This is a genomic window from Neorhodopirellula pilleata (assembly GCF_007859915.1).
GTDB classification, from domain to species: Bacteria; Planctomycetota; Planctomycetia; order Pirellulales; family Pirellulaceae; genus Rhodopirellula; species Rhodopirellula pilleata.
Genome location: NZ_SJPM01000008.1, coordinates 223,955 through 245,642, shown reverse-complemented (window position 1 = coordinate 245,642; position 21,688 = coordinate 223,955). Strand labels below are relative to the sequence as shown.

Here is a 21,688-nt window from a genome sequence, read left to right as displayed (position 1 = left end):
GATTAGTTGTTCTTTTGGTCGCGATTACGGATTAAGATCAGCTCACTTGCGGGCCGACGAATCAACCGCAGCAATGATTGGCCGGCATCGGCGATCGGTTGCGTCCATGCGTGCAACTGAAAAAGCGTCGCTGGGCGAATCGGCTCGGCCCGGTGCATCTCGCGGTAACAACGTTCCGGAACGCTGCGGATCGTATCCTCGGCGCGGTTCGAATGGCTGCTGACAACGATCGGAGTGATGATCGTATCGTTGATGGATCGTTCGAGAAGATTCATTTCGGGACTCACGATTAGCTAGAGAAGAGTTTGACTTTGTCAGTCTCACCCGATTCAGTCGGGTACTGAGAGTCAAGAATGTTCAAACCATGTGCCAGAGCCCGAAGGCCCAACGGCCCGACTCGCTTCCGCCCCCTAGCAGGAACCGGACCGTTGGAACGACACAGACGCTAGTGGTGATCGATGTCACTTACGAGCGTAGATTTCGGTCTTCTCGCACCATTGCTGTGATGTTCGCCGAGCCGTGCACGGAAAGAAATTGTTAAGTGAATTTTTGGCTTGGTCACCCGACGTCCGCAAACAAGGCCGATTCGGCAGCACCCCTGGCACGGAATTGGTCAATCTGCCTCATTTCCTAGCAGCCACGTAGTTTGTTTTGATCCAATCTCTGGTTTAGGCGGGTTGTGAAGATCGCCACGACTTTTTGGGCTGGACACGTGTTCTTGTAAATTGCTAAAGCCCGGTCTGGATTGCGGTGCCTCCGTAATTCCACCTGAACTTATCGACCCAGTAGCCTTTCGAAGAGGCATAGCGGAGTCTGTGATGAATACTTGGATTGGAATCCCTTTTTTGTCTGCCTTCCTTTTCGTGATGGGAGGCATATTGGTCGGACATCTGCTGTGGTATCGAGACCGCTCACGGGATCTGCAATCGGTCAAGGATGCCGAATCAAAGTACGCCAAAGCCAAAGCAGCTGCTCGAGATCGCAAAAACCAGTACCTCGAATTGGCTCATCGCGTCGACTCGTTTCAACAGGAACGTGATGACTTTCGCAATGAAGCCGACGCCCTACGAGCTGCCCTCGCTAGCGAAAAAGAACATACAAGTGCTTTGCAAACCGAAATGGGAAGAATGCAGTCCGAGCACAGTCGATTCGAGATGGCGAGTACCGACGCTGAACAACATCGTGATGATGCGTTTGCTCAGATCGCCGAAATGGAACGTGTGATCGAAAACTTGAGGACTGAGTTGAAGTCGGCCGAAGAACGCAACCATAGCTCGAGCGATCAAATCAAGCGTCTCGTCGAAGCTACCCAATCGGCGAGCTCCGAAATTGCCAAGCGACAATCGTTGGCCGATCAGTTCGGAAAGAACAATGAATTGTTGCAAGCGGAACTTGCTGAGCGTCTCGACACTATCTCGGATCTTCGCGAAACAGTTTCGGAGCGACAAGATCAGATCGAGCAATCTCGAAACACGATCCTTGAACTCGAACACCAACTTCGAGACAAAGCAGAAATCGAAAACGAACTCGCGGAAAACAAAACTGAGTTGCAACAGATCCAGAGTGATCGAGATCGGTGGAAAGAGCAGCATGATGAGCTCGCCCAACAACTCAATGACTCGGTACGCGAGTATTCCGACGCCACGTTGCGTCAGGAAGAATTGAACAGTGAGATCGAAGAACTCAAGCTGCGATGCCATGACTTGACGATCCTGCGTGATGAAGCGATCGAGCAGCGCGACCACGTGATTGCGCAACGCGATCAGTTCGCCAGTGAACGAATGGAGGTCGAAAGCCAGTTTAGCGAAACCGGCGAAAAGTACCTGTCGCTACAAAGCGAGTACAACTCCTTGCGAGACCAGTTCGAGAACGCAATCAACGATGTGGCCAAGCACAAAGCCGCCGTCGAGAGTCGACAAGAAGCTATGGCGAAACTCGAAAAGTCGCTGCAAGAATCCGACATCCAGGTTCAAACGCTGCAAAGCGAACACGAAGAACTGCTGGAGCAGCTCGACGAGCGGACGTCACGGATCCAAGAAGCGATCGATGGACGGGTGTCTGCCGAGTCTGCCTTGGCTCAACTGGAATCACAAATGGACGCGATGCAAGCGCAACTCGAAGAGTCCGGCAAGCTCAAGCTCCAACATGAAAACGCTCTCGCGGCCATCAATCAATCCACCGAAACCATGCGTGCCAAGGCTCGCGAGCTAACCGAAACGCTGGAAGCCGAACGGTCCGAGAACCAATCATTGCAACGAATGATCGGTGAGAAAGAAAGCTTGATCGGTGAGAAAGAAAGCTTGATCGGTGAGAAAGAAAGAATGATCGGTGAGAAAGACGATGCGATTCGGCGGCACCGCGCCGAGATCCAGCGTCTGCAATCGTTCCGTCCTGACTTCGAACGCCTCAAGTCGACTGTGGCCGAACAAACCGAAACGATCCAGCGATTGCAGGGCGAACTGAACGCCGTGACGAATGATCTCGATACCGCCAGTCGGTATCAACCTCAGGTTTCCTCGCTTCAGAGCCAGATTGATGTGATGCAGGTCCACGCGGATGATCTTGCTCAACAGTTGCAACGTGTCTCGGCGGAGCTCGAATCGAGTTTGGACGCCAACAGTGCGATGCAGGATCGAGTTCGCCAACTAGAGAATCAATTGCACGAGAACGCGATCGCGATGCGAGATCTGCGACGCAAACGAGCCAATGTGCCGAACCTGACGATCAATCAGGAACGCAAGGCCGCTTAAGGCAAGGCCGGACTGTCAATCATTTCGTATTGCGTCGGCTCTATCCGGATAACCACTTCGACTTGCATCTCAATTCGTTGGGCCGCAAAGGGAACGGATTCGGGTTCGATCTTGATCGTCGCTTCTCCGGTATATCGGTCCACCGGCGCCATTGGAAACGGGTTGGATAACCCGGGTGCCGCGATCATCGGATGAATCTTCTGAACCGTTCCGGTGAGTGGTTGAACCAAACCCGGGCTGGTGATGATTGCGGTTTGTCCAGGTTCGACTCGATTCAGATCCGCGACATTGATTTCGGCTATGCAAATCATCTCCGTCGTATCGGCAAGGTGCATCAGTGGCATTGTAGTGGTTGCTTGACCGACCATCGAATCGATCGAAAGCACACGGCCACGAATAGGGCTTTTGAGCTTGGCCATCTCCAGGCTCAACTTCAATAACTCGATTTGCTTTTCGAGCGAGCCGATGCTGCCGGTCGCCGCGGCCGCTTCGATTGCTCGCTCGGCGGCGATGATTTCTTGCTCGGCCGCTTCGACGGCTAGTCGTCCGGCAGCGATCGCATCCTTTGCGTCGGCTTTGGCGGATTCGTATCCGGCACGGGATTCCTCGATCTTCAAACCTTCTTCTTCGAGTTGGTCGTCCGAAACGAGGCGACGGGTAGAGGGATCGTTCGCCGCATCACGAAGGCGATCGAGTTTCCGTTGTGCTAAGTCGGCCGCTCGTCGGAGCAAGTCCAGTTCGCCGCCCTCGCCTTCGGCGATCCGTAGTTTGGTTTGTGCTTGTTGCAGTTCCGCTTCGGATTGGCGCAGTTTGGCTCGTGCTACCTGCAACCTAGCCTGCGCCGCGGATGCTTCGGCCGCTAACCTTTGCTTGCCTTCGTCCAGTTTGGTTTGGGCAACGTCTAGCTCGACTTGCTTGGCACGTGCGCTTTCGAGTTCAACGAGGAGATCGCCCGGTTCGACGATCTCTCCTTCGTTCACCGCAATGCGGATAACCCGGTCGCCCGGTGGGGCCATCAGTCGCAGGACCCCGGTTTGCGGCTGCAATGTTCCTTGAGCGACAATCTTTCCCGCAAACCCGCCGGACGGCTGCGACGATTCATCAACGGGATCGTGCCCCGCCCCTGGTGATGCCGATCGATACGTCGAGTCATCGGAGAAAAGTGGGATTCGGTCGCATCCAAGGATCATTCCAAATCCACTGACCGCGATCCCAAGCCAAAGACATCTGGCCGACAGCCGGCCAAGCCCACCGCGTACGCCGCCGCCGGATTCCGAATCGCTGGCGGATCGTTGCAAAAGCAGCGTGAGGAAAATGGGCAACGACATGTAGGTACGGTCAGCCAAGCGGTTCCTGGCGAGTAGAATGCGAGCGATGAGTAATGAAGGGACGACAATCAAGAAAACTGGATTTCGACAGACCGCATAATTCGGGCCGTCCTACAATAACTCAACACATTTCACTTCCATCCTCTCGTTTCCTCAAAATCGGCGGGAATCGTCTTGAATCGCCGCAAAACCCTCTCTCGGGCGGGAGCCCTCACCCGAACGGCCAAAGATTCGGCGACGGGCAAGTTATTTCGCCGATTTAAATCCAAGAGCGTGGTGGCCGACCGAAGGCTCGACGGCTCCGCCGCAATCGACGTTTGCGGGGTCAATCACTATTACGGGAGTGGGGACGCGCGGAAACAGGTGCTTTTCGAGAACCATCTGCAGGTTCAGCCGGGCGAGATCGTGATCATGACCGGGCAAAGCGGGTCGGGAAAAACCACGCTGTTAACTCTCATCGGGACGCTCCGCCGCGTTCAGGAAGGTCACCTTCACGTCCTCGGCGAGCCGCTGCACCAGGCTCGATCCGCACAGATCAACGCGTTACGAAAAAGACTCGGCTTCATTTTCCAGGCTCACAATTTGTTCGGGTCATTGACCGCACTCGAAAACGTTCGGATGGCGCTGGAATTGCAACCTGGAGGTGCTTCGCGAGAGCAACAAAATCGACGATGCGAGGAAATGTTGCAGTCGGTCGGCTTGGGCGACCGGATTCACTACAAACCCAAAAACCTCTCCGGGGGTCAAAAACAACGTGTCGCCGTCGCCCGCGGACTGGTCCACCGCCCCGACATTCTATTGGCGGACGAACCTACGGCGGCGCTCGACGAAGAATCCGGACGGCAAGTCGTGACATTGTTTCAACGACAAGCTCGCGAGCACGGCACCGCGATTGTCATCGTGACCCACGACAATCGCATCTTGGATGTGGCCGACCGGATTGTGAAGATGGATTTCGGTAAAATCGCCCGTGACACCAACCTGGGTGAGGCGGCCCTACTCGGCGAAATGCTGCATCGCTGCGACTTATTCACCAGCGTCGGCGTGCCGACGCTCACCGCGATCGCACATAAGATGAAACGCGAGGAACACGCCCCAGGCGACCGGATCGTCACCTACGGCCAAGTCGGTGATCGTTTTTACATTATTCGAGAAGGAGAGGTGACCGTTCGACGGCCAACCTTGACCGACGTGGAACTGGGCCACATGGGGGCCGAAAAGGCAGCATTCGACCGTTCGTTCACCGAAGTCGCGCGATTGAGCGAAGGAGATTTCTTCGGCGAAACCGCATTGCTAACCGGGGATACCCGCAACGCCCACGTCGACGCGGTCACCGACACGGTCACCTACAGCCTCGACGGCGAAACGTTCCGCCAAGTCATGAGCCAGCGAAAATCGCTCGATGAAGAAGTTCGCAGCACGCTGTTCAGCGAATAAAGCCATCTTGACGAACGGCCTCAAATCTACGAACATTCGAAAAAGCCACGGAGGATAAGCGAATGGCTAGCAGGCTGATTCGAAATCAGTTGCCCAGCAATGGGTTGCGGGTTCGAGTCCCGTGTCCTCCGCTGACGACGAAACACCCCCAAGAACTCCACGTTCTTGGGGGTGTTTTTTTTTGTAAACAAAATTGAGAACAATCGAATGAATCCCAACACCAGGAGCCATGGTGCTTTGTCTAGATTCAACTTTAGGGTTGGCAACATTAGCCGTTTGGGCGCTAGCGGCGTGTCGATTTAATCGTAACCCGAAGCGTGAGCGAGGGATTCATCGCCATTAAGTCCTTTGTATATATCCCTCGCTCACGCTTCGGGTTTCGATGAGGACTAAATCAACAGCCCGCTAGCCCCGGTTCTTGCGACGGAACCGTGGCTAGCGGTCTGTTGATTTAGTCGTTTAACGGCAAGCCGAAGGCGTCGGCGATGCCCCCAATTGACGCCTACGGCTTGCCGTTAAACGAAAAGGGGTCGCGATACCACTAAACCGACAGCCCGCTAGCGCCAAAACGGCTAATCCTAAGACTAAAGTTGGACAAAGCTCTAATTGCGATCATCGATTCCATCTTGAGCGTAATCGTTAGTGCTCTAGTCCTAGCCGGAAGCTCAAGATTGCTTAGCCACGTCAAGGAATCGCGTTAACGTCCTCAAACCGCAATCGGTGCCAGTGTTCCAGTTCAACGACGCTCGCATTGTGAAAAATGGCAGGCTGTTTGCGTCCCGATAGATCCACCTCGGCACTCGCTTCATTGGACAGGGACTCGATGCAAAAGAGAGTTTGTCCAAACGCTGCGGTCCATCGTGCAACGGGTCGGTATTTGGCAAACGGCCGATCGCCGAGAGACAACATCGTGACACCCGAGACCGGGAGTCATTGTATGAAAAAAGGCGGGCTTCTTGTTAGGAAGCCCGCCTTGAAGAAGCGAATCCTTCGTCGCGATCAGTGCCTAGAACAAATCGCTGATGGCCGCGTCGAGACTCGCGGTTCGATCATCAACGTTATCAGACCCCGATTGGCTCTTGATTTGATCGTTGGCAATCAAGTCGAGTACATCGATTTCGCCGGACGAGCTTTCCGACCCACCGACGAACTTCGATCCGCTTGAGAGGATTTGGAACTCAACGGTCGGCGTTGCCTTCGTGGTGACGGACGAGCGATTGCCAGCAGGAGCGAGCGGCTCTGGATTACCAGCACCAGCGTCCTGCAAGTTCAACTTGTTGATGACACGCAAGGCATCCAACTCGGTGACGACTCCGTCATCGGACGTATCGTAGAAGAAGTCGTCGTTGAGGACGTCCGCAATCGGAATTCCATTCGCCTGAGCGCCTTGGCGGTTGTTGAGCAGGTTAATGATCAACAACGCATCCAGAGCAGTGACGGTGCCGTCTTGGTTGACGTCGCATGGCTCAGCAGGGTTGGTTTGCGGGAAGTTCGTCGTATTGAAGTTGATCGTCACGGGATCGCTAGAGATTCCGTTCTGGTCACTCACCACGAACGTCAATTGGTCCGGACCGGTGTAGGCAGGGGCGGATTCGTCTACGTTCGGAGTGGATGGATCATCGACAACAGCCGGGTTCGGCGTGTAGACGATCTGACCATTGACGATCGCCGCGGTGCCGTTGGTCGGTCCCGAGGTGATCTGGATGGATGTCAGATCCAATGGGGATTGGGCGACAAACACATCGTTGAGATTGATGACCGCTTGTCCTCCCACCGCGGTGCCGGTGACGATTTGGTTGACCGTTGGAGTATCCGTCGTCGGTCGCGTGACCACTCGCACGGTCGCTGGAGCGCTTGGTTGCCCGTTTGAATCCGCGATCGTGTAACGGAACGAATCTTCGCCGGGGAAATTAGGTCCAGGCGTATAGGAGACGTCACCGGTAATCGAGTTGAAAGCAACGCTTCCGAATTGCGGTTCCAAGACGACTTGGAACGACGTCGTGATGTCGGCCGGATTGAACATGCTGCCAAAGACAACACGGTCGCCGGTGTCGATATCCAAATCGCCCTCGTAAATCGAATTGCCGGCGTTCGTCAGCGGCTGAGCCGTGAATCCACCGTTGCCGTCGTCTTGCATGCGAACTGAAATGACATCGTTGTCAGCAACTGGCGCGTCGTTGACGCCGGTCAGCGTGATTGACACCGTGGCGGTGTCACCAGCCGATCCGTCATCATTTTGAAGCGTGTACCGGAACGTCACCACTTGGCTGACCGAGGAGCTCGGCAAGGCTTGAAGAGTCGGAGACTGCAGCGGATTGTAAGACACGATTCTTGTCGTCGGATTGTACGTCACCAACGCATCGTTCGGGCTAATGCTTAGGAAGCCACCTTGGCCTTCAAAGACGCGAATCGTATTGAATCCGTCGACGTCGACATCATTGGCGAGTAGGTCATCGATCGAGAAGGTCGCGATCGCGTCCTCGGTGGTGGTGAATTCGCCATTCGTACCGTCGTCGTTCGCAACTGCATTGTCATCGTTTCCGGTGACCACAATCGTGAACGTATCGGGCTGCGACTGGGCACCGAACTCATCTTGCAGGACAACCGAAACCGTCGTTTGACCGGAGGCATTCGGAGCAAGCGTAAAGGTCAGTTGCCCGTTGTCGTCGATGGCTGGTTGACCCGTCGAGGTGAACAGCGTTTGGCCGGCCGAAGGCACGGTAACGATGAAGTCAACATCCTGAATTTCATTCGGCCCAGCACTGATCGTATTGGCATACTGTGCCGAGTTGAAACCGGAATCTTCCAGAACGGTGAACGGATCCGCGATCACTGGATTGAACGTCGGTGGATCGTTGATATCCCCGATCACAATTTCGAAATCGAACGAAGCCGTATTGACGTCGCCGTTGGCGGAATCATTCGGGCCATCGTCCATGACCGTCAAAGTCAACAATGCTGTTCCCGAGACGTTCGGAGCGACGGTGAAGTTGAGGCTGCCATTGGCACCGACGGTCACGTTCGCTGCCGAACCGATAATTCCTTCGAACAATCGACTGAACTCTTGATCGAAGACACCGGTCGAAATCTCTCGTGGCGTAATGACCGCGTTAGCTGGCGGGAGTGTTTGTCCACTCTCGTTACTCGGGCCGGCAAGAACTCGTTGCAACCAGTTCGGAACCGATTGAACCCCAGCGTTCTCGAGGAGATTGCTGATGCTCAAGGTTGCCCCAGGGGCCAAGACAGGTTTATCGTTGACCGCCGTAGTCGTCAGGGCCAGCGTCGCGGGCACATTGGGCGAATCGACGACACCATCATCGGTTACCATGTAGACGATCGTCTCGGTACCGACGAAATTGAGCGCAGGAACGTAATCGTAGTTCGCACCATTGAGCGTCAAGGTTCCGCCACTAGGCAGTGTGATAAATGCACCGTCGACGGTCGGTAGTCCCGAGCCTGGGACGACGCTAACGACTTGTCCGACTTCTGTGTCGAGGCCTGCACCAACCGTTGGTCCGCCTTGGAACGCGTCGGTTAGCGAAGCAGCGGTGAAGCTGATCGCGATGTCCTCTCGAGTTGGAACGGCAAGCGTGTCACTTTCACCCGCCTTCAAGACCGGGGCATCGTTAACCGCCAGGATCGTGAACGAGAACTGTGGGATCACGTCCCCTGGCAGATGAGACACACTCACGTCGCCTCGTCCGTTAGGCTGAGCACCACCTACCGCGGTCGGTTCGCCCGAATCACGTGAAGTGATTTCGAACGTGAAGGTACCACTTACGTTTTCCGCCGCCACGAATGTCAAACGCCCTTGAGAGTTGACAGTCGGAGGCGTGGTGAAGGCGTCGTTGATCTGAGCCGGCGTCATGCCAACGGGCACGAGCGTGTACGTCACCGTTTGGCCATTGACCGGATCGTTTTCGTCGGTCGCGGTCGGACGTCCCGCCCCTTGCGACTGCAGCAGATTGAACGTGACTCCAGCAACCGAATCTTCGGTGGTCTGAATCGGATTGGTTGTCAGCGTGAAGACCGGGGCATCATTCACCGGTTTGAGAACCAAGCGAACGTTACCTTGGATGGTCGCACCCTCGTTGTCCCGGACGACGTATCGGAAGGTATCCGGGATGTCATTCACTTCATTGACGTCAGTCGGTGGATAATACAACAGCGAGAACAACACCGGGTTACCGTTTCCGTCATTGTAAACCTCCTTCACCAATCGTCCGCCCAAGTCGGTTAAACGGTCGGTGCCACTGATCGTACCGAAGTCATCGGTGAGGCTCATCGTTTGGGACAATTGCTCATCGGCGGGGCCTGGTAGATACAGATCCAAGAGCCCTGGTGGCAATCCGTTGAGCGGGCCGTTAACGGCTTCGACTCGGATGCGATAAGGAACCACACCGTTGATCGCTCGAGATTCTAACGACGGCAAAGCTGCGATACCCGGAACATTCGTGTCATCGAAGAACACGTTTTCAAAGTTCGCGTTGTCTTCGCTCAGTGTCAGAATCAAAGTGCCGTCGGCGAGGACCTCGTAAGCCTTGTCACCGCTTCCAACCTTGGCCAATGGTACCGTCTGTTCACCGGCATTCGGGTTGTTGGCGTCGGTGTTCAAGATCGGAGGATCGTTGACCGAGTTGACATTGATATTGACGGTAATGTCTTGCCAAGCGATTCCCTGCGCATTGAGTTGAGCGGGGGTCGGGAAGTCCTGGGTCGGGTTGCCATCCATCACGCGGAAGACGACACGTTCGAAACCAGAGACATTGGCATTCGGGAACACCGCGAGCAAGCCGTTAGGCGAAATCGTGGGCTGATCCCGGAATAGCGGAGACGTCGCACGTGGCGTCGTGTTGTCCAAGTAATGTTGGAATCGGAACACAACCGTTTGCGATGCTTCATCCAACGCCGTCGTCGGACCAGGAACGATATTGGTCACGTAGTTCGGCTGGAAGAACGTCGGCGGCGGATTGGTGCCCGTTCCGGATTGTTCATTCAAGATGACCGGAGCCGTCGACTGCGTGAAGGTCGGCACGTCGTTGGTTGAGGTGACCCGCATCGTGACCGTGCCAGGAGCACTCGTCAACGCACCAGGACCGCCTGGGATGTTATCGTCGCCAGAATCCTCGACAAAGAACGTGAACTGATCACCGGCCTCGAACGGCAGCGACGAGTTGTAGTTCGGACGCGGGGTGTAGACCGCCGAAACGAATCGTTCGGATCCCGGCGTATTCCCACCATCACGTTCGAAGGTGATCACCAGACCGCCGTTACGCGTGGTCAGGTTCGCGGTCGCTCGGAAAATTCCCGAGCCAACTGGGGTTTCGGCATAGGTTTGGCTAGACGCTCGTACCGCGCCATTCAACGTCGCACCCGGTAATCCGATCGCGGAGATTCGCAGGGTCGATAGATCGCCCTCACCAAATCCACTCGGATTGTTCGGATTCTCGTTAATGTTTGCTCGAGCGCCGGCGATCAAACTGGCTGCTGTAATCGTTCGGGAACCATCTCCATTTTGGATTCCAACCGGGTTGGCAACGCCGGTGCCATTGGTGAGTTCGCGGTACTCGTTCAACGCAAAGAGAGCGTTCGAATTACCGTCATGGTTCGGAGCAAACGGCGTATCATTTTGCGGCGCGATCGCGATGGTGATCTTACGAGTCACCGTTCGAGTATTCGGATCGAGTGACCCGACTAGGCCGGTGACGCTGCGATCCTGGATCGTGACGTCGAATTCGACCGTGCCGAACGCGTCGTTGGCGGTCGTGAAGTTGAGCTGACCACCGCGGGTTAGCGTCGGTCCGCTGGTAAAGATCGCTTGTGACAAAATCACATTCGGATCATTGGCATTTCCGCTCGGCGTCAACGTGATCGTGACGTCTTGGGTAATCAACTCTTCGCTACCTGGTTCGCCTGGTAGGATCGTTTGGCCGACCGGGAAGACGGATGTCGAGAATGTCGTCGAGGCACCCTCGGCAAATTGGTAGGTCGCGTTGATCGTGTTGAAATTCGGAACGACCGGCACGTCATTGACCGGGGTGACGGTGAGGCTCACCGTCGCGGGCAGGCCAATTCCGTTGTTCGGGGCGATCCCGCCGACACCGGTGTGAGGAGCCGAAACTCCAAGCGGGTCATCGGCACCACCGGGAATGGTGACGTCACCGAAATCTTGGATGAAGTAGGTAAACAGATCGGCTGGCACCGTCGCATCGTTGGAATTGTAGCCCGGATTAGGGACATAAACCAAACGATCCAATTGTGCCGTCGACATATCGCCGAAGGTCGTTTGAATGAACTCCGCAACGATCGTTCCGCGAGCGGTTGTCAATGGCGCCGCGATCGCGCGACCTTGTGTGCCGTCGAACGTGTACGTCAAAGCGGTCGCGAAGACCCGCGCGGTGACGTCGCCCGGTAATCCGATACCAAACACGCGTTGCATTTGTTCCGATTCGTTGAATCGGGCATCCGGGGCCGTCGTAAACACGGCGTCGAGCGAACCGGCAACCAATTCGGCCGCCGTGATGACACGGAAGCCATCTCCACTGTTGGCCGCATTGGTCGGATCGACCGGCGGTCGCAATGCTCCGGTAAGGTTGTCACGCTCTTGATATTCCGCCAACGTGAACTGCTGCGGCAAGCCTACCGGTGCGTCATTGACACCGGTCAACGTGACCGTGATTGGGAAGCTGACCGTTTGTGGTGTCGCCAGCGGCGATCCGGTGGTGGCAAAGTCGGTCACATTGATATTGTAAACCGCACTTCCGAACGCGTTCGGCCGAGGGAATACGGTCAACTGACCGAAGCGATCGACCGTCGGCAAGCTCGAGAACATCGCGGCGTGCAAACCAAGATCGGCGGGGGTGACGGTGATCGTCACGCCTTGTCGTGCCAACTCGTCCAAAGCCGTAGCCGGTCCCGGTGTAATGAATACGTTCGGTCCAGACGTGGCAAAGAGGTTGGTCGTCGTCAAAGCCCCATCCTCGACAAAGGTGTATCGAGGTGGGTTGACCAAGACCGGAATGACGGGAGCGTCATTGACCGGGTCGACCGTCAAGAACACCGTGGCACTTGGGCTGGTTAAGCTCTCGCCCGGTTGCAAGGTGCCGCCGAAGTCTTCGACTCGGTAGGTGAACATATCGGTCGGAATCAACCCATCGGTCGTGGAGTTGTAATCCGGTTCCGGTGTGTAGACCACATTGCTGACCGAATACGTAACCTGACCAATGACGGTAGTAGTGGAGCGAGCAAAGTTGACGGTCAACGTTCCAATTTTCTGGCCGTTCGCGTTGAACGTGTCGAAGCTCGTCGATGCGCTACCGGCAAAGTAAGTCAACCGCGTCAAGTCGTCCGCACGAATCGGTGCAATCGGGCTGCTCGGAACACCAATCTCGATCACTCGCAGTTCCTGATCCGATTCATTGAAGTTCGGATTGGCCACCAAACTTTCGGTCGCCGGAGGAGCATCGTTGAGCAACTGGTTCGCCGTGATCGTTAGTCCGGCCGTCGTTGTCGCGTCCGTTTCTTGTAACGAGTACGTTCGGTCCGGAGCAAACGGACGGTCATTCACATTGCCGACGGTAATCGTCAACTGTTGCGGTCCGGCGATGGAGACGCCGTCGCTGGCGGTGACACTGTAGTACGCAACGCCATAAGCGTCTGGTTTCGGGAACACTTGCAACGTTCCGTCATTCGACATGATCGGCAATCGGTCCATCAGGTCGTCCGAAGTCGGTACGGCGTTGCCGTTGATATCCGTGCGAACAAAGTTAAACGTGACCGTTTGTGTGTTGTTCTCGTCGATCGCGGTAAGCGGACCAGGGAACACTTGACGGCCACCGGTCGGATAGGTGTCCGCGACGCGTACTTGAGGTCCCGTCGTTTCGATTTCAGGGACGGTCACGTTGGTCATCGCCGGGAATACCGGCAAGTCGTTTGCGGCAAGCACACTGATTCGCACCGTCGCTGGTTGGCTCACGTTTCGATGCTGCAGGCCACCGGTTACTGGAGCGGGTCCGTTATCACGAACCACGTAGCTAAAGTTCTCCGTCGGATTGAAATACGGCGTCGTTTGGTTGTAGTCAACCTTCGGCGTGTATCGACCGCTGACAAAGACACCACCGGCGAACGTGAACTCGAGCTGGCCTCCGTTGGCCGTCGTTACCGTCGAACTTGAAGTGATCGTTTGGCTCGCACCGATAGAAGTCGGAACACGAATTTCGATCACATCGAACTTACGCGGATCGGCCGAAGCACGTGGCGGAAGGGCTTGCTCTTGCTCACGGAACTCGGGCAACGTGTTCGCCGCGAAGTTCCCTGGCGCGACGCCGATTTCCGATGCCAAGGTACCGTAGAGCAAGTCATCGGCCGTGAAGTTGATCACTGCCGGCGCTGCCGGTTCAACCGCTTCGGTGACCGTCAGAGATCGATCAAACGCGATGGGTTGGTCATTGACCGCCGCGATGTCGATCGTCAAGGTCGCCGTCGTCGTATTGTCGTGACCTGGTCCGAACGGTCCGTTGTCCACCACGGTTACCAGATATTCAGCGACACCCCAAGCGTTCGGGCGAGCACGCAGGACCAATGTTCCGTCGGGCGATAGGACCGGATTGCCATCGAGCACGTTCGGGAAACCAGGAAGTGGTGTCACCGTGATGCTGCTGAAGCCTTGATCCGATTCGTTGACCGGACCGGGAACGATGCGTTGGCCGGAAATCGGAAGCGCGTCGACCGTGATCGTTCCGTTCGCTGCCGTAAGTTGATCTTCGATCAAATTGATTCGGCTGAATGTCGGAATCACTGGCGGATCGTTTTGCGCCTGAACGACCATCGTGATCGTCGCTGGAACGCTGAGAAGCGGATCCGGAGTAAGGACGTTGACGGTGGGAACCGATCCAGGTAACGGAATCAACCCGCCATCACGAACCACATAAGTCAACGTTTCATTGGACAGCGCGTTGGCCGCCACGAAGAAGGTCGAATCGGCGGTGTAGGTACCCGACACGAATGCGCCGGTCGCAAGGTTGAAATTGAACACGAACGAGCCACCGTTCACGGTCGTTCGTCGCACGTTGCCCGATGCATCAGCAACCGCCGCACTCACCAACGGGGCGGCTAGGTTGTTTTCATCAACAGCGCCCGGAATACTGAAGCTGACCACTTCAAGCACCTGATCCGTTTCTCGGAACACGTTGTTGAGCGAAACATCGAACATGCCCGCGATCGCCGGAGTGGCCGAGTTGACGGTATTGTCGATCGCTCTCGGAGTGGTCTGCAACCCGTTGACGAGTTGTGCCGGACCGAAAGTGATCATACCGCCTTCTAACAGTTGAAGCGTCGGATCGTTTCCTAGGACTCGGTTGTAGGTCACCGGACGATCATTGATCGGATTCACGGTGAACGTCAAACGCTTGGTCTGGGCTGGCGATGCCGGGTCATTCGGATCGGTCAGCGTGAGGTCGTATTCCACCACGCCATATGCGTCCGGCGTTGGGAAGAACGTGATCGACAGATCCGGATTGATAACCGGGGCACGGTACATCAAGGCGCCCGTCTCATGGACGTTCGGCGCGGAGGTTGAACCCGGGATCGTCACAGCGACGATTGATAGCCAGGTTTGGTCGACCACACCCGTTTCATCGCTTCCCGGGAATCCATCACTGAATCCGAGGGTCGCGTCACCAAATAATTCGAGTGCTCCTAATGTCACGCCGGCAGTCGCCGCCGCATCGGTTCGTTCAATTTCGTTGATGCTCAGGTTCGGCACGAACGGAGGAATCTGTGGCGAGTCATTCTTCGGATTGATCGAGAAGATCATTCGAGCGGGCGCGGATTCATCGGTTCGGTCGGCAGGATCAGCCGCCTCCGGTTCAACGACCACATTTCGATTGAGCAAATCGGTCGGATCCACATTCAACAGCACCGAGGTGCGATTGTCTCGGACGACATAGCTGAACTCTTCGGTTGAATCGTTCAGTCCGTCATTGATGTTCAGATTCGGGGTGTATGAACCGTTGGCAAAGTTACCGGTCGCGTCCAAGTTAAGAACCACCGTACCTGTTGCCGTGGTCACTGTGATGGTCATCGTACCTGGAGCGAAGGTATCCAAATCGATCAACGTGCCGACGTTCGTGTTGACACCATCGGTGAATTGAACGGGGGTATCGAAGATGAACTTGACGATCTCCATCGGGCTGGATGCATCAGGCAGGTTGACGCCGGTTTCGCCGTCGACTTGGTTGCCTTCGTCGAACGGGAAGTCACCGCTTCCGCCGCCGGTAACCGGTAGCTCGGCAACCGGGGCAAACGGATCTACCGGCGGAAGGAACCCGTCGCCGGCAAGGATGCTTGCCTTATCGAAGTTGAAGACCAAGCGGGTTGGCGTGGTCGTCAATCCGTCGGCTGAAACCGAAGTTTCAACCACTTCGTCGGCTTCGAAATAACGGGTGTTGGCAACCGGAGCGTCATTGACCGGTGCCACCGTGATCGTGAACGTCAATCGCGTCACTACGACGTCGTCAGGAGTCCCTAGAACACCGTCGGCACCTGGATCATCCGAAATCGAAACGACCACTTCCGCATCGCCGTACTGGTCGGCTCGCGGGGTGAATTGGATCTGCGCGTCCGAGCTGACCCCGTCGTAGAGATTGCCGTTTGGACCGCGGACCACCAAGTTCTCTAGCAATGGTAGGTAGGCACCGACCGCGTTGACATTGGACTGAGTCACCGTGATGTGAAGCGGTGCGACTTCGCCGCTACCCGCTGTGATCCCGTTCAGCTCGACGACTTGCGTGTCCACCGTTCCGTCATCGTCGGCGTCTTGATCTTCCACAATGTTGAGTGACGGGTCATTCGCATCCGCCAATGCAATCGTTGGTGCATCATTGTCTGCAGTCACCGTGATCGAAACGGTTCCGGTTTCCAGACCCAAGACATTGGTGCTGTCGATCAGCCGATAACCGAACGTCAACGTGGGCACGACATCATCGCCGGTCCCTGGAATACCATCTGGGCCGGTTAACGGTGTCGAGTTGTCGTAATCGGAACGCGGTTCAAAACTGACCGTGCCGCCCGACGTCACGGTCAAGCGTCCAGCCAAACGTCCGGCGGAATCATACAATTCCGGAATGACGATATTGCCACCCGCGGGGATCGGGAACGATCGTCCGGTCCGCAGATCGATGATGTCATAAAGCGTCACCAAATCGGTATCCCGATCGTCCATCGGTGTCGCCCCGGTGTTGACGTACAACGGGGTCGGATTGAGATTGATATCTTCGGTCGTTGTTAGCACCAATGTATCGGGCAACATCGCGGAAACCACGACCGCCGGATCGACGGTCAAGTCGCTCAACAGCGGCGCGAATCCACCAACGATATCGATGCGGTGATCTTCCATTTCACCACCGATCGCAAGACGATCCGCTTGCAATCCACCGTTTTGGCTGATTCGAAGTCTCAGCGTGTAGAACGAGGTATCGGTTCCCGAATTCAATCCGGGGATGGAATCGGGGAAACCATCGGGGAACGAAATCGGCAAGACGTTCTTGCCCGGTCGCACGGCGATCTGTCGCAAGACTTGATCATCGTCGTCGGTCAAGTTGCCGTTCTTGTTCCAGTCAATCCAACCGTCGACGACACCGTAGTCGGTCGCGTAGATGGTGATCGAAACCGGCCGACCGTCGGGACCTTGTGTTCGATCGTAGTTGAATGTTGCCAAGACCGAGGAGAGGTCCAATGCGTCTTCGTCATCGATCACCGCGACGGGCTCACCGGCGGTATGTTCAACTGCGGTCGAACCGAGTTGACCACGCAAGACGAGCATTCGGTCGTTCGATGGATCGGAATCTCCCAAACCATCGATTCGCAAGATGCGAACGATTTCTTGATCGATGCGAATGAACGAACCTTCCAAATTCGCGAAGAATCCCAAGGTTCCCGGAGCGACGCGGACCTCGTTGCCGTTGATCGTCAACCCGCCTTCGAGCGTGGTCGTCGGTAACAACGCATTGATTTCCGTGCCGGCGGTGTGTGATTGCGCCGTCGTGTCGAACTGTTCTCGCACGACTTGAATCTCGTTCAGTAGCAGCGCCGGGTCGCCGATGTTGGGGAGATCCGCTCCCAACGGTCCGACGCGAACGATACGTACCAATTCGCCACCTAGATCCAAGAACGAACCGATAAACGGTGCGAAACCGGCCGCAGGATCGTTCAGTTGAAGGATATTGTTTGTGGCATCGACATTTGCGCTCAACGTCGTTGATGGCAACACGAAATCATCGACGTTCGCCGGATCGGTTACGCTTTGTCCGAGTTCCGCGTCGATCACCCGCCCCGCAGGGCTGTCCGCACGACCGAGTCGCGGGTCATCGGAGTTGTTGATGCCTACCAACAGCACGTGCCGTCCGTCGTCGGGCGTCTCCGGTGTTCGCGAGTTGTCTGTACTCAAACCGTCGCCATAGTCAAAACTTCGATCTCCGAGCAGGATCGTGAACTTGGTCACGTTCGGAGTTCGGTTGACTTGCAAATTGTTGCCCGCGCGGTCCACAATTCCCGTAATGTCAAACGTATCGGCCCGAACTCCGGTCGCCCCGAACGTCAACTGGCTGGTGACGTCGAATGTTTCAACGGTGCTGTTGAAATAGATTCGGGAATCGCCCACCGTGAACGCTTCGAGCGGCACATCCGGCGTGTTGACGATTGCTTCGATCAATTCCGTAATGACGGCGTGATTGGTGAATCGAGCACTCGGAATGAACGGGATCGCGATTGCTCCGCCACGCACTCCACTGGTGGTCAGCGCGGACGTTTCGGTAATGAACAACGTATTGACATCGCCATTGAGCTGTACCTGAACGGAGGTGCTCGTCGAAACCGTAGGCGTCAATGCCAAGCCGGAGCCGACGATTGCCGTCGCGATGGCTTGGGCAAGTTCTTCCGATGTCGTTAAGCCGTTGATGTCAACACCGAATCGTCCGGCACCGCCCAAGTTTAGGTCGGTGTCGAATTCGAACTGTTGACTTCCCGATCCGGTGTTGATCGTAAAAGTGCGTCCGTTGTAAAGCTGAATGCTGGTCGCGTCCAAATTGGCGGGAATCTCGATCGACAAGTTCGAGGTGACTCCTGGTGCACTCTCGATAAGTGCTGCCAAGGACTCGGACGATCCACTGTTAAGGAACAGTTGGTCACCCGCGCTACCGCCCAGATAAACTCGGGCGTTCTCGATTCCTTGAGCGTGCGGCAGACGCAAGTCGCCGTCGGCGGTGTCCGCACCGAAGGTGCGAAGTGCACGAGCAATCTTGCTTGTCACACCTTGGCGGACTACGTCCTGGCCGGTAGCGACGGCGCGGCGTTCGATGACATCATCGAGCGGATCGGATTGGAACAAGATGATAGGTGTCAATTCCGAATCGATGATTCTAACGGTCGCACCGGCACGTCCGACGATCGGCGGAACCGCAGTCAGATCCTCCGCAATCGGGGATTCATGCGATGCGATCGTCGTTCCATACAATCCACGGTCGAGCGTCACTCTCCAAAGTGGTTGTCCCGTTGCGAGGTCATCGACGGCTTCCACGTGGAGAACTCGGACGATCTCTTGGTCGAGTTGCATCAAGTCGCCAACGACCGGAATGAATCCGCCAAACGGATCGCGGACGAGGTCAAGAACGCGATCCGATGCAACGAAACTGTCCGACGTCGCAACCTGCGGAATTGTCGATGTGTAGTTTGCCACGACTCGTTGGATCAACGCGGCGGCGTTGTGAGCGGCGGCAACCGTCCCCAAGGCACCGCGTGATACCGAAAGTGTGTATACCGGTGCGGTAGGAATCGTCGCGTCGACGGTCGCATCGTTGACACGCATCACTTCGTTACCAATTTGGATCAACACATCACGCGACTGGAAGAACGCCGTGTTGTCGTTGGCTAGGTTGAGCGTGGGGAATAACGTGGTCGCATCGTCGACTTCAAATGTCGCAATCGTTCCGTCGATCGAAACTGCCAAATCTGCCGTTCCCGCAAACGTTCCGGTGCCGACTTCAAAGGACAATCGGGCCGGGTCGACACGGCGAACTGGGAATCCGTTGGCGTGCGCGGTCGGGTTGGTGTTCAATCCACCTCGCGAAACCGTTAACGTGTAATTCGCGTCCGAAGCGACGCTCACGTCAACACGCTCAATTGTCAAACCGACGGTGTGGGCCGTCGGTGCGGTTTGCAGAGCCCCACGACGCACGTTGACAACGTAGTCGGGCACGTGAGCAATCACTCGCTCGACCACGGAGGTATCCAAGTGCAACGATGCGGCGGAACCCAATGCCGCCCGCGCGACCTCGATCGTATGTCCGCCACCGGGCGCGACCGTCACGCGGATAACCCGCATCGCTTCATCATTGATTCGAACATACTTCTCGTTGGCGGCGAAGAAGTTCGTGTTGTTCGCTGTAAAATCGGTGAAAAGCGGATCGCCATCGACGAGGTTGAGCGGGGTGGCATCGTCAACAGTGAAACTCGTCGTGATCGCATCTAGATCGCCTTGCAGCGAAGCAGGATTGTCTAGAACGTCGAACTCGATCAGTTCGACATGTTCAACAACCGAAGTGTCCAAGTGAGCAGCAGCGACGGTGTTGAGTTGAGCGCGAGTCACGAAGACGTCTTGGCCGCCTAACAAGTTATTGACGACCGCGTTGACTCGCATCACCTCGCCATCGATACGGATGTAAGTTTCGTTGGCGGCAAAGTACCCGGTGTTGTCCAGCGTGAAGTCCGCCAGCGTGACATCACCACCGACCAAATCCAATTGAGTCGCGTCATCGACGTTGAACATCATTGCGACGTCGTCGAGGTCACCGTTGAGTGCGGTCGGGGCACCGAGAACCGCGAACTCATCAAGAATCGTGACCGACTGGACACGCATGATTTCCGTGCCGACTCGGACATAAACCAGATTCGCATTGAAATAAGCCGTGTTGTCGGCGGTAAAATCGGACAACAGCGGATCGCTACCCACCAAGTCGAGCAGTCTCGCGTCATCGACGACGAACGAGTTCGCCGGAGCTGCCGTCAGCGGCAGGTTGATCGGAGTAACCAGCGTCGTCGTGAAGCCCGAACCGACCGCTTGGGCATTGACGGCGGCATTGGTGACACGCATCCGTTCACCGCCGATTTCGAGGTACACCTCGATTGCCGCGAGAGTGGCGGTGTTGTCAACCAAGAAGTTCGTGATTTCGGGCAGCAGTGTATCGGCGTTATCCACAACGATCGTTTGCGACGTGCCCACCAAAACCGGATTGAGTGCCCCAATCAATTGAGCCGACGTCGGTGGCAACTGACTTCCCAAATCCACCGTCTGAATCGGAGCAATTTCGGCAGATCGATTTGTTCCGATCACCTCGATAATACTGCGGTTGGTGTGCGCCTGAATCGCAGTTCCCAATTGACCGCGAACTACGTCGATCGTTCCGACTAAGGAATCTCCAGGGACAGGGTTAGCAACCGCCGGGTTGACTCCGGTCACCAACATGATCTCGTCATCGATGCGGATGTAATCGAGCACATCGTCGGTGGTGTTAATCTTCAATGCATGAACGTTATAGATGCTGACCGAACCGAAGTCCGCGCCGGCGGGATTGACGCCCAGCGCGCTCGTCGTGGCGGATCGTTGTCCAGGATTGACCAAGACAACGTCCTGCACCAAGTCAACGTCCATTCGCTCGACCCGCAGTCCCGAACCATGGGTAACGGCGTTGGTACCCAAGGCTCCACGCTGAACGTTTAAGTAGAAAATTGTGGGCGTGATCAAATCCTGAACGACTTCGCGGACACGCATCAACTCGTCGCCGACACGGACGTAAGTGGGGTTGGCGGCGAAGTAAGCCAACGAAGTTCCACCGAGGTTAAGCGGTGAAAGATCGTCGCCCGCGACTCGCAAACTGTCCGAAGGTGCCGCAAAAGTCGGTGCGAAGAGAGTCTGCAGAAGCGTCGTGAAATCGCCCGTCTCGTCCGCGCTGAAACTCGCCAAGTGAGTTTCGGGAGCGGTACCAAGTTGGGCACGGACAACGCCGATTTCGTTTGGATTGCCGGTCGGGCCGGTGACCAAGAAGATTTCGTTATCGACCCGAATGAACTGACCTTCTTCAAACGCCGATGGATCGGCAACGCTCATCGAGAAGGGTTCGT

5 protein-coding genes and 1 tRNA gene (1 of these 6 only partly in view) are annotated in these 21,688 nt (G+C 56.1%); 3 read left to right on the top strand and 3 right to left on the bottom strand.

From position 1 onward, the window contains the following. Nucleotides 1-2: 2 nt before the first annotated feature. Nucleotides 3-275, bottom strand: coding sequence for a hypothetical protein (locus Pla100_RS18745; RefSeq protein WP_146579211.1), 273 nt, complete (start codon nt 273-275; stop codon nt 3-5). A 543-nt stretch (nt 276-818) separates the two neighbouring features. Here Pla100_RS18745 and Pla100_RS18740 point away from each other — a divergent pair. Next, nucleotides 819-2,750: a coiled-coil domain-containing protein gene (locus tag Pla100_RS18740; protein WP_146579210.1), complete on the top strand. Its 1,932-nt coding sequence runs from the start codon at nt 819-821 to the stop codon at nt 2,748-2,750. On the opposite strand, the gene Pla100_RS18735 is transcribed toward Pla100_RS18740, so the two are convergent. Further along, nucleotides 2,747-4,096 carry an HlyD family efflux transporter periplasmic adaptor subunit gene (locus Pla100_RS18735; RefSeq protein WP_231603215.1) on the bottom strand — a complete coding sequence of 450 codons (1,350 nt, stop codon included), beginning with the start codon at nt 4,094-4,096 and terminating at the stop codon, nt 2,747-2,749. The two genes, Pla100_RS18740 and Pla100_RS18735, sit on opposite strands and share 4 nt — an antisense overlap. Nucleotides 4,097-4,252: 156 nt before the next feature. Between Pla100_RS18735 and Pla100_RS18730 the strand changes: the two genes are divergently transcribed. Both Pla100_RS18730 and Pla100_RS18725 read left to right on the top strand, forming a co-directional pair. Next, nucleotides 4,253-5,515 (top strand): ATP-binding cassette domain-containing protein, encoded by a 1,263-nt coding sequence (locus tag Pla100_RS18730; protein ID WP_231603214.1) that lies wholly within the window; start codon nt 4,253-4,255, stop codon nt 5,513-5,515. Between the two features lie 49 nt (nt 5,516-5,564). Beyond that, a tRNA-Ser gene (locus Pla100_RS18725) sits at nt 5,565-5,646 on the top strand. Nucleotides 5,647-6,521: 875 nt separating this feature from the next. On the opposite strand, the gene Pla100_RS18720 is transcribed toward Pla100_RS18725, so the two are convergent. Next, nucleotides 6,522-21,688, bottom strand: the 3' portion of a protein-coding gene (locus Pla100_RS18720; protein WP_146579209.1) for a tandem-95 repeat protein. The gene runs 14,695 nt beyond the window's last position; the window shows 15,167 of its 29,862 coding nt (coding positions 14,696-29,862); its start codon lies beyond the right edge, outside the window — the gene reads right to left on this strand; the stop codon is at nt 6,522-6,524.

Bases quoted from the DNA above. Each gene is read 5' to 3' on its own strand.
- Pla100_RS18745 (WP_146579211.1), bottom strand. From the start codon at position 275: ATGAATCTTCTCGAACGATCCATCAACGATACGATCATCACTCCGATC.
- Pla100_RS18740 (WP_146579210.1), top strand. From the start codon at position 819: ATGAATACTTGGATTGGAATCCCTTTTTTGTCTGCCTTCCTTTTCGTG.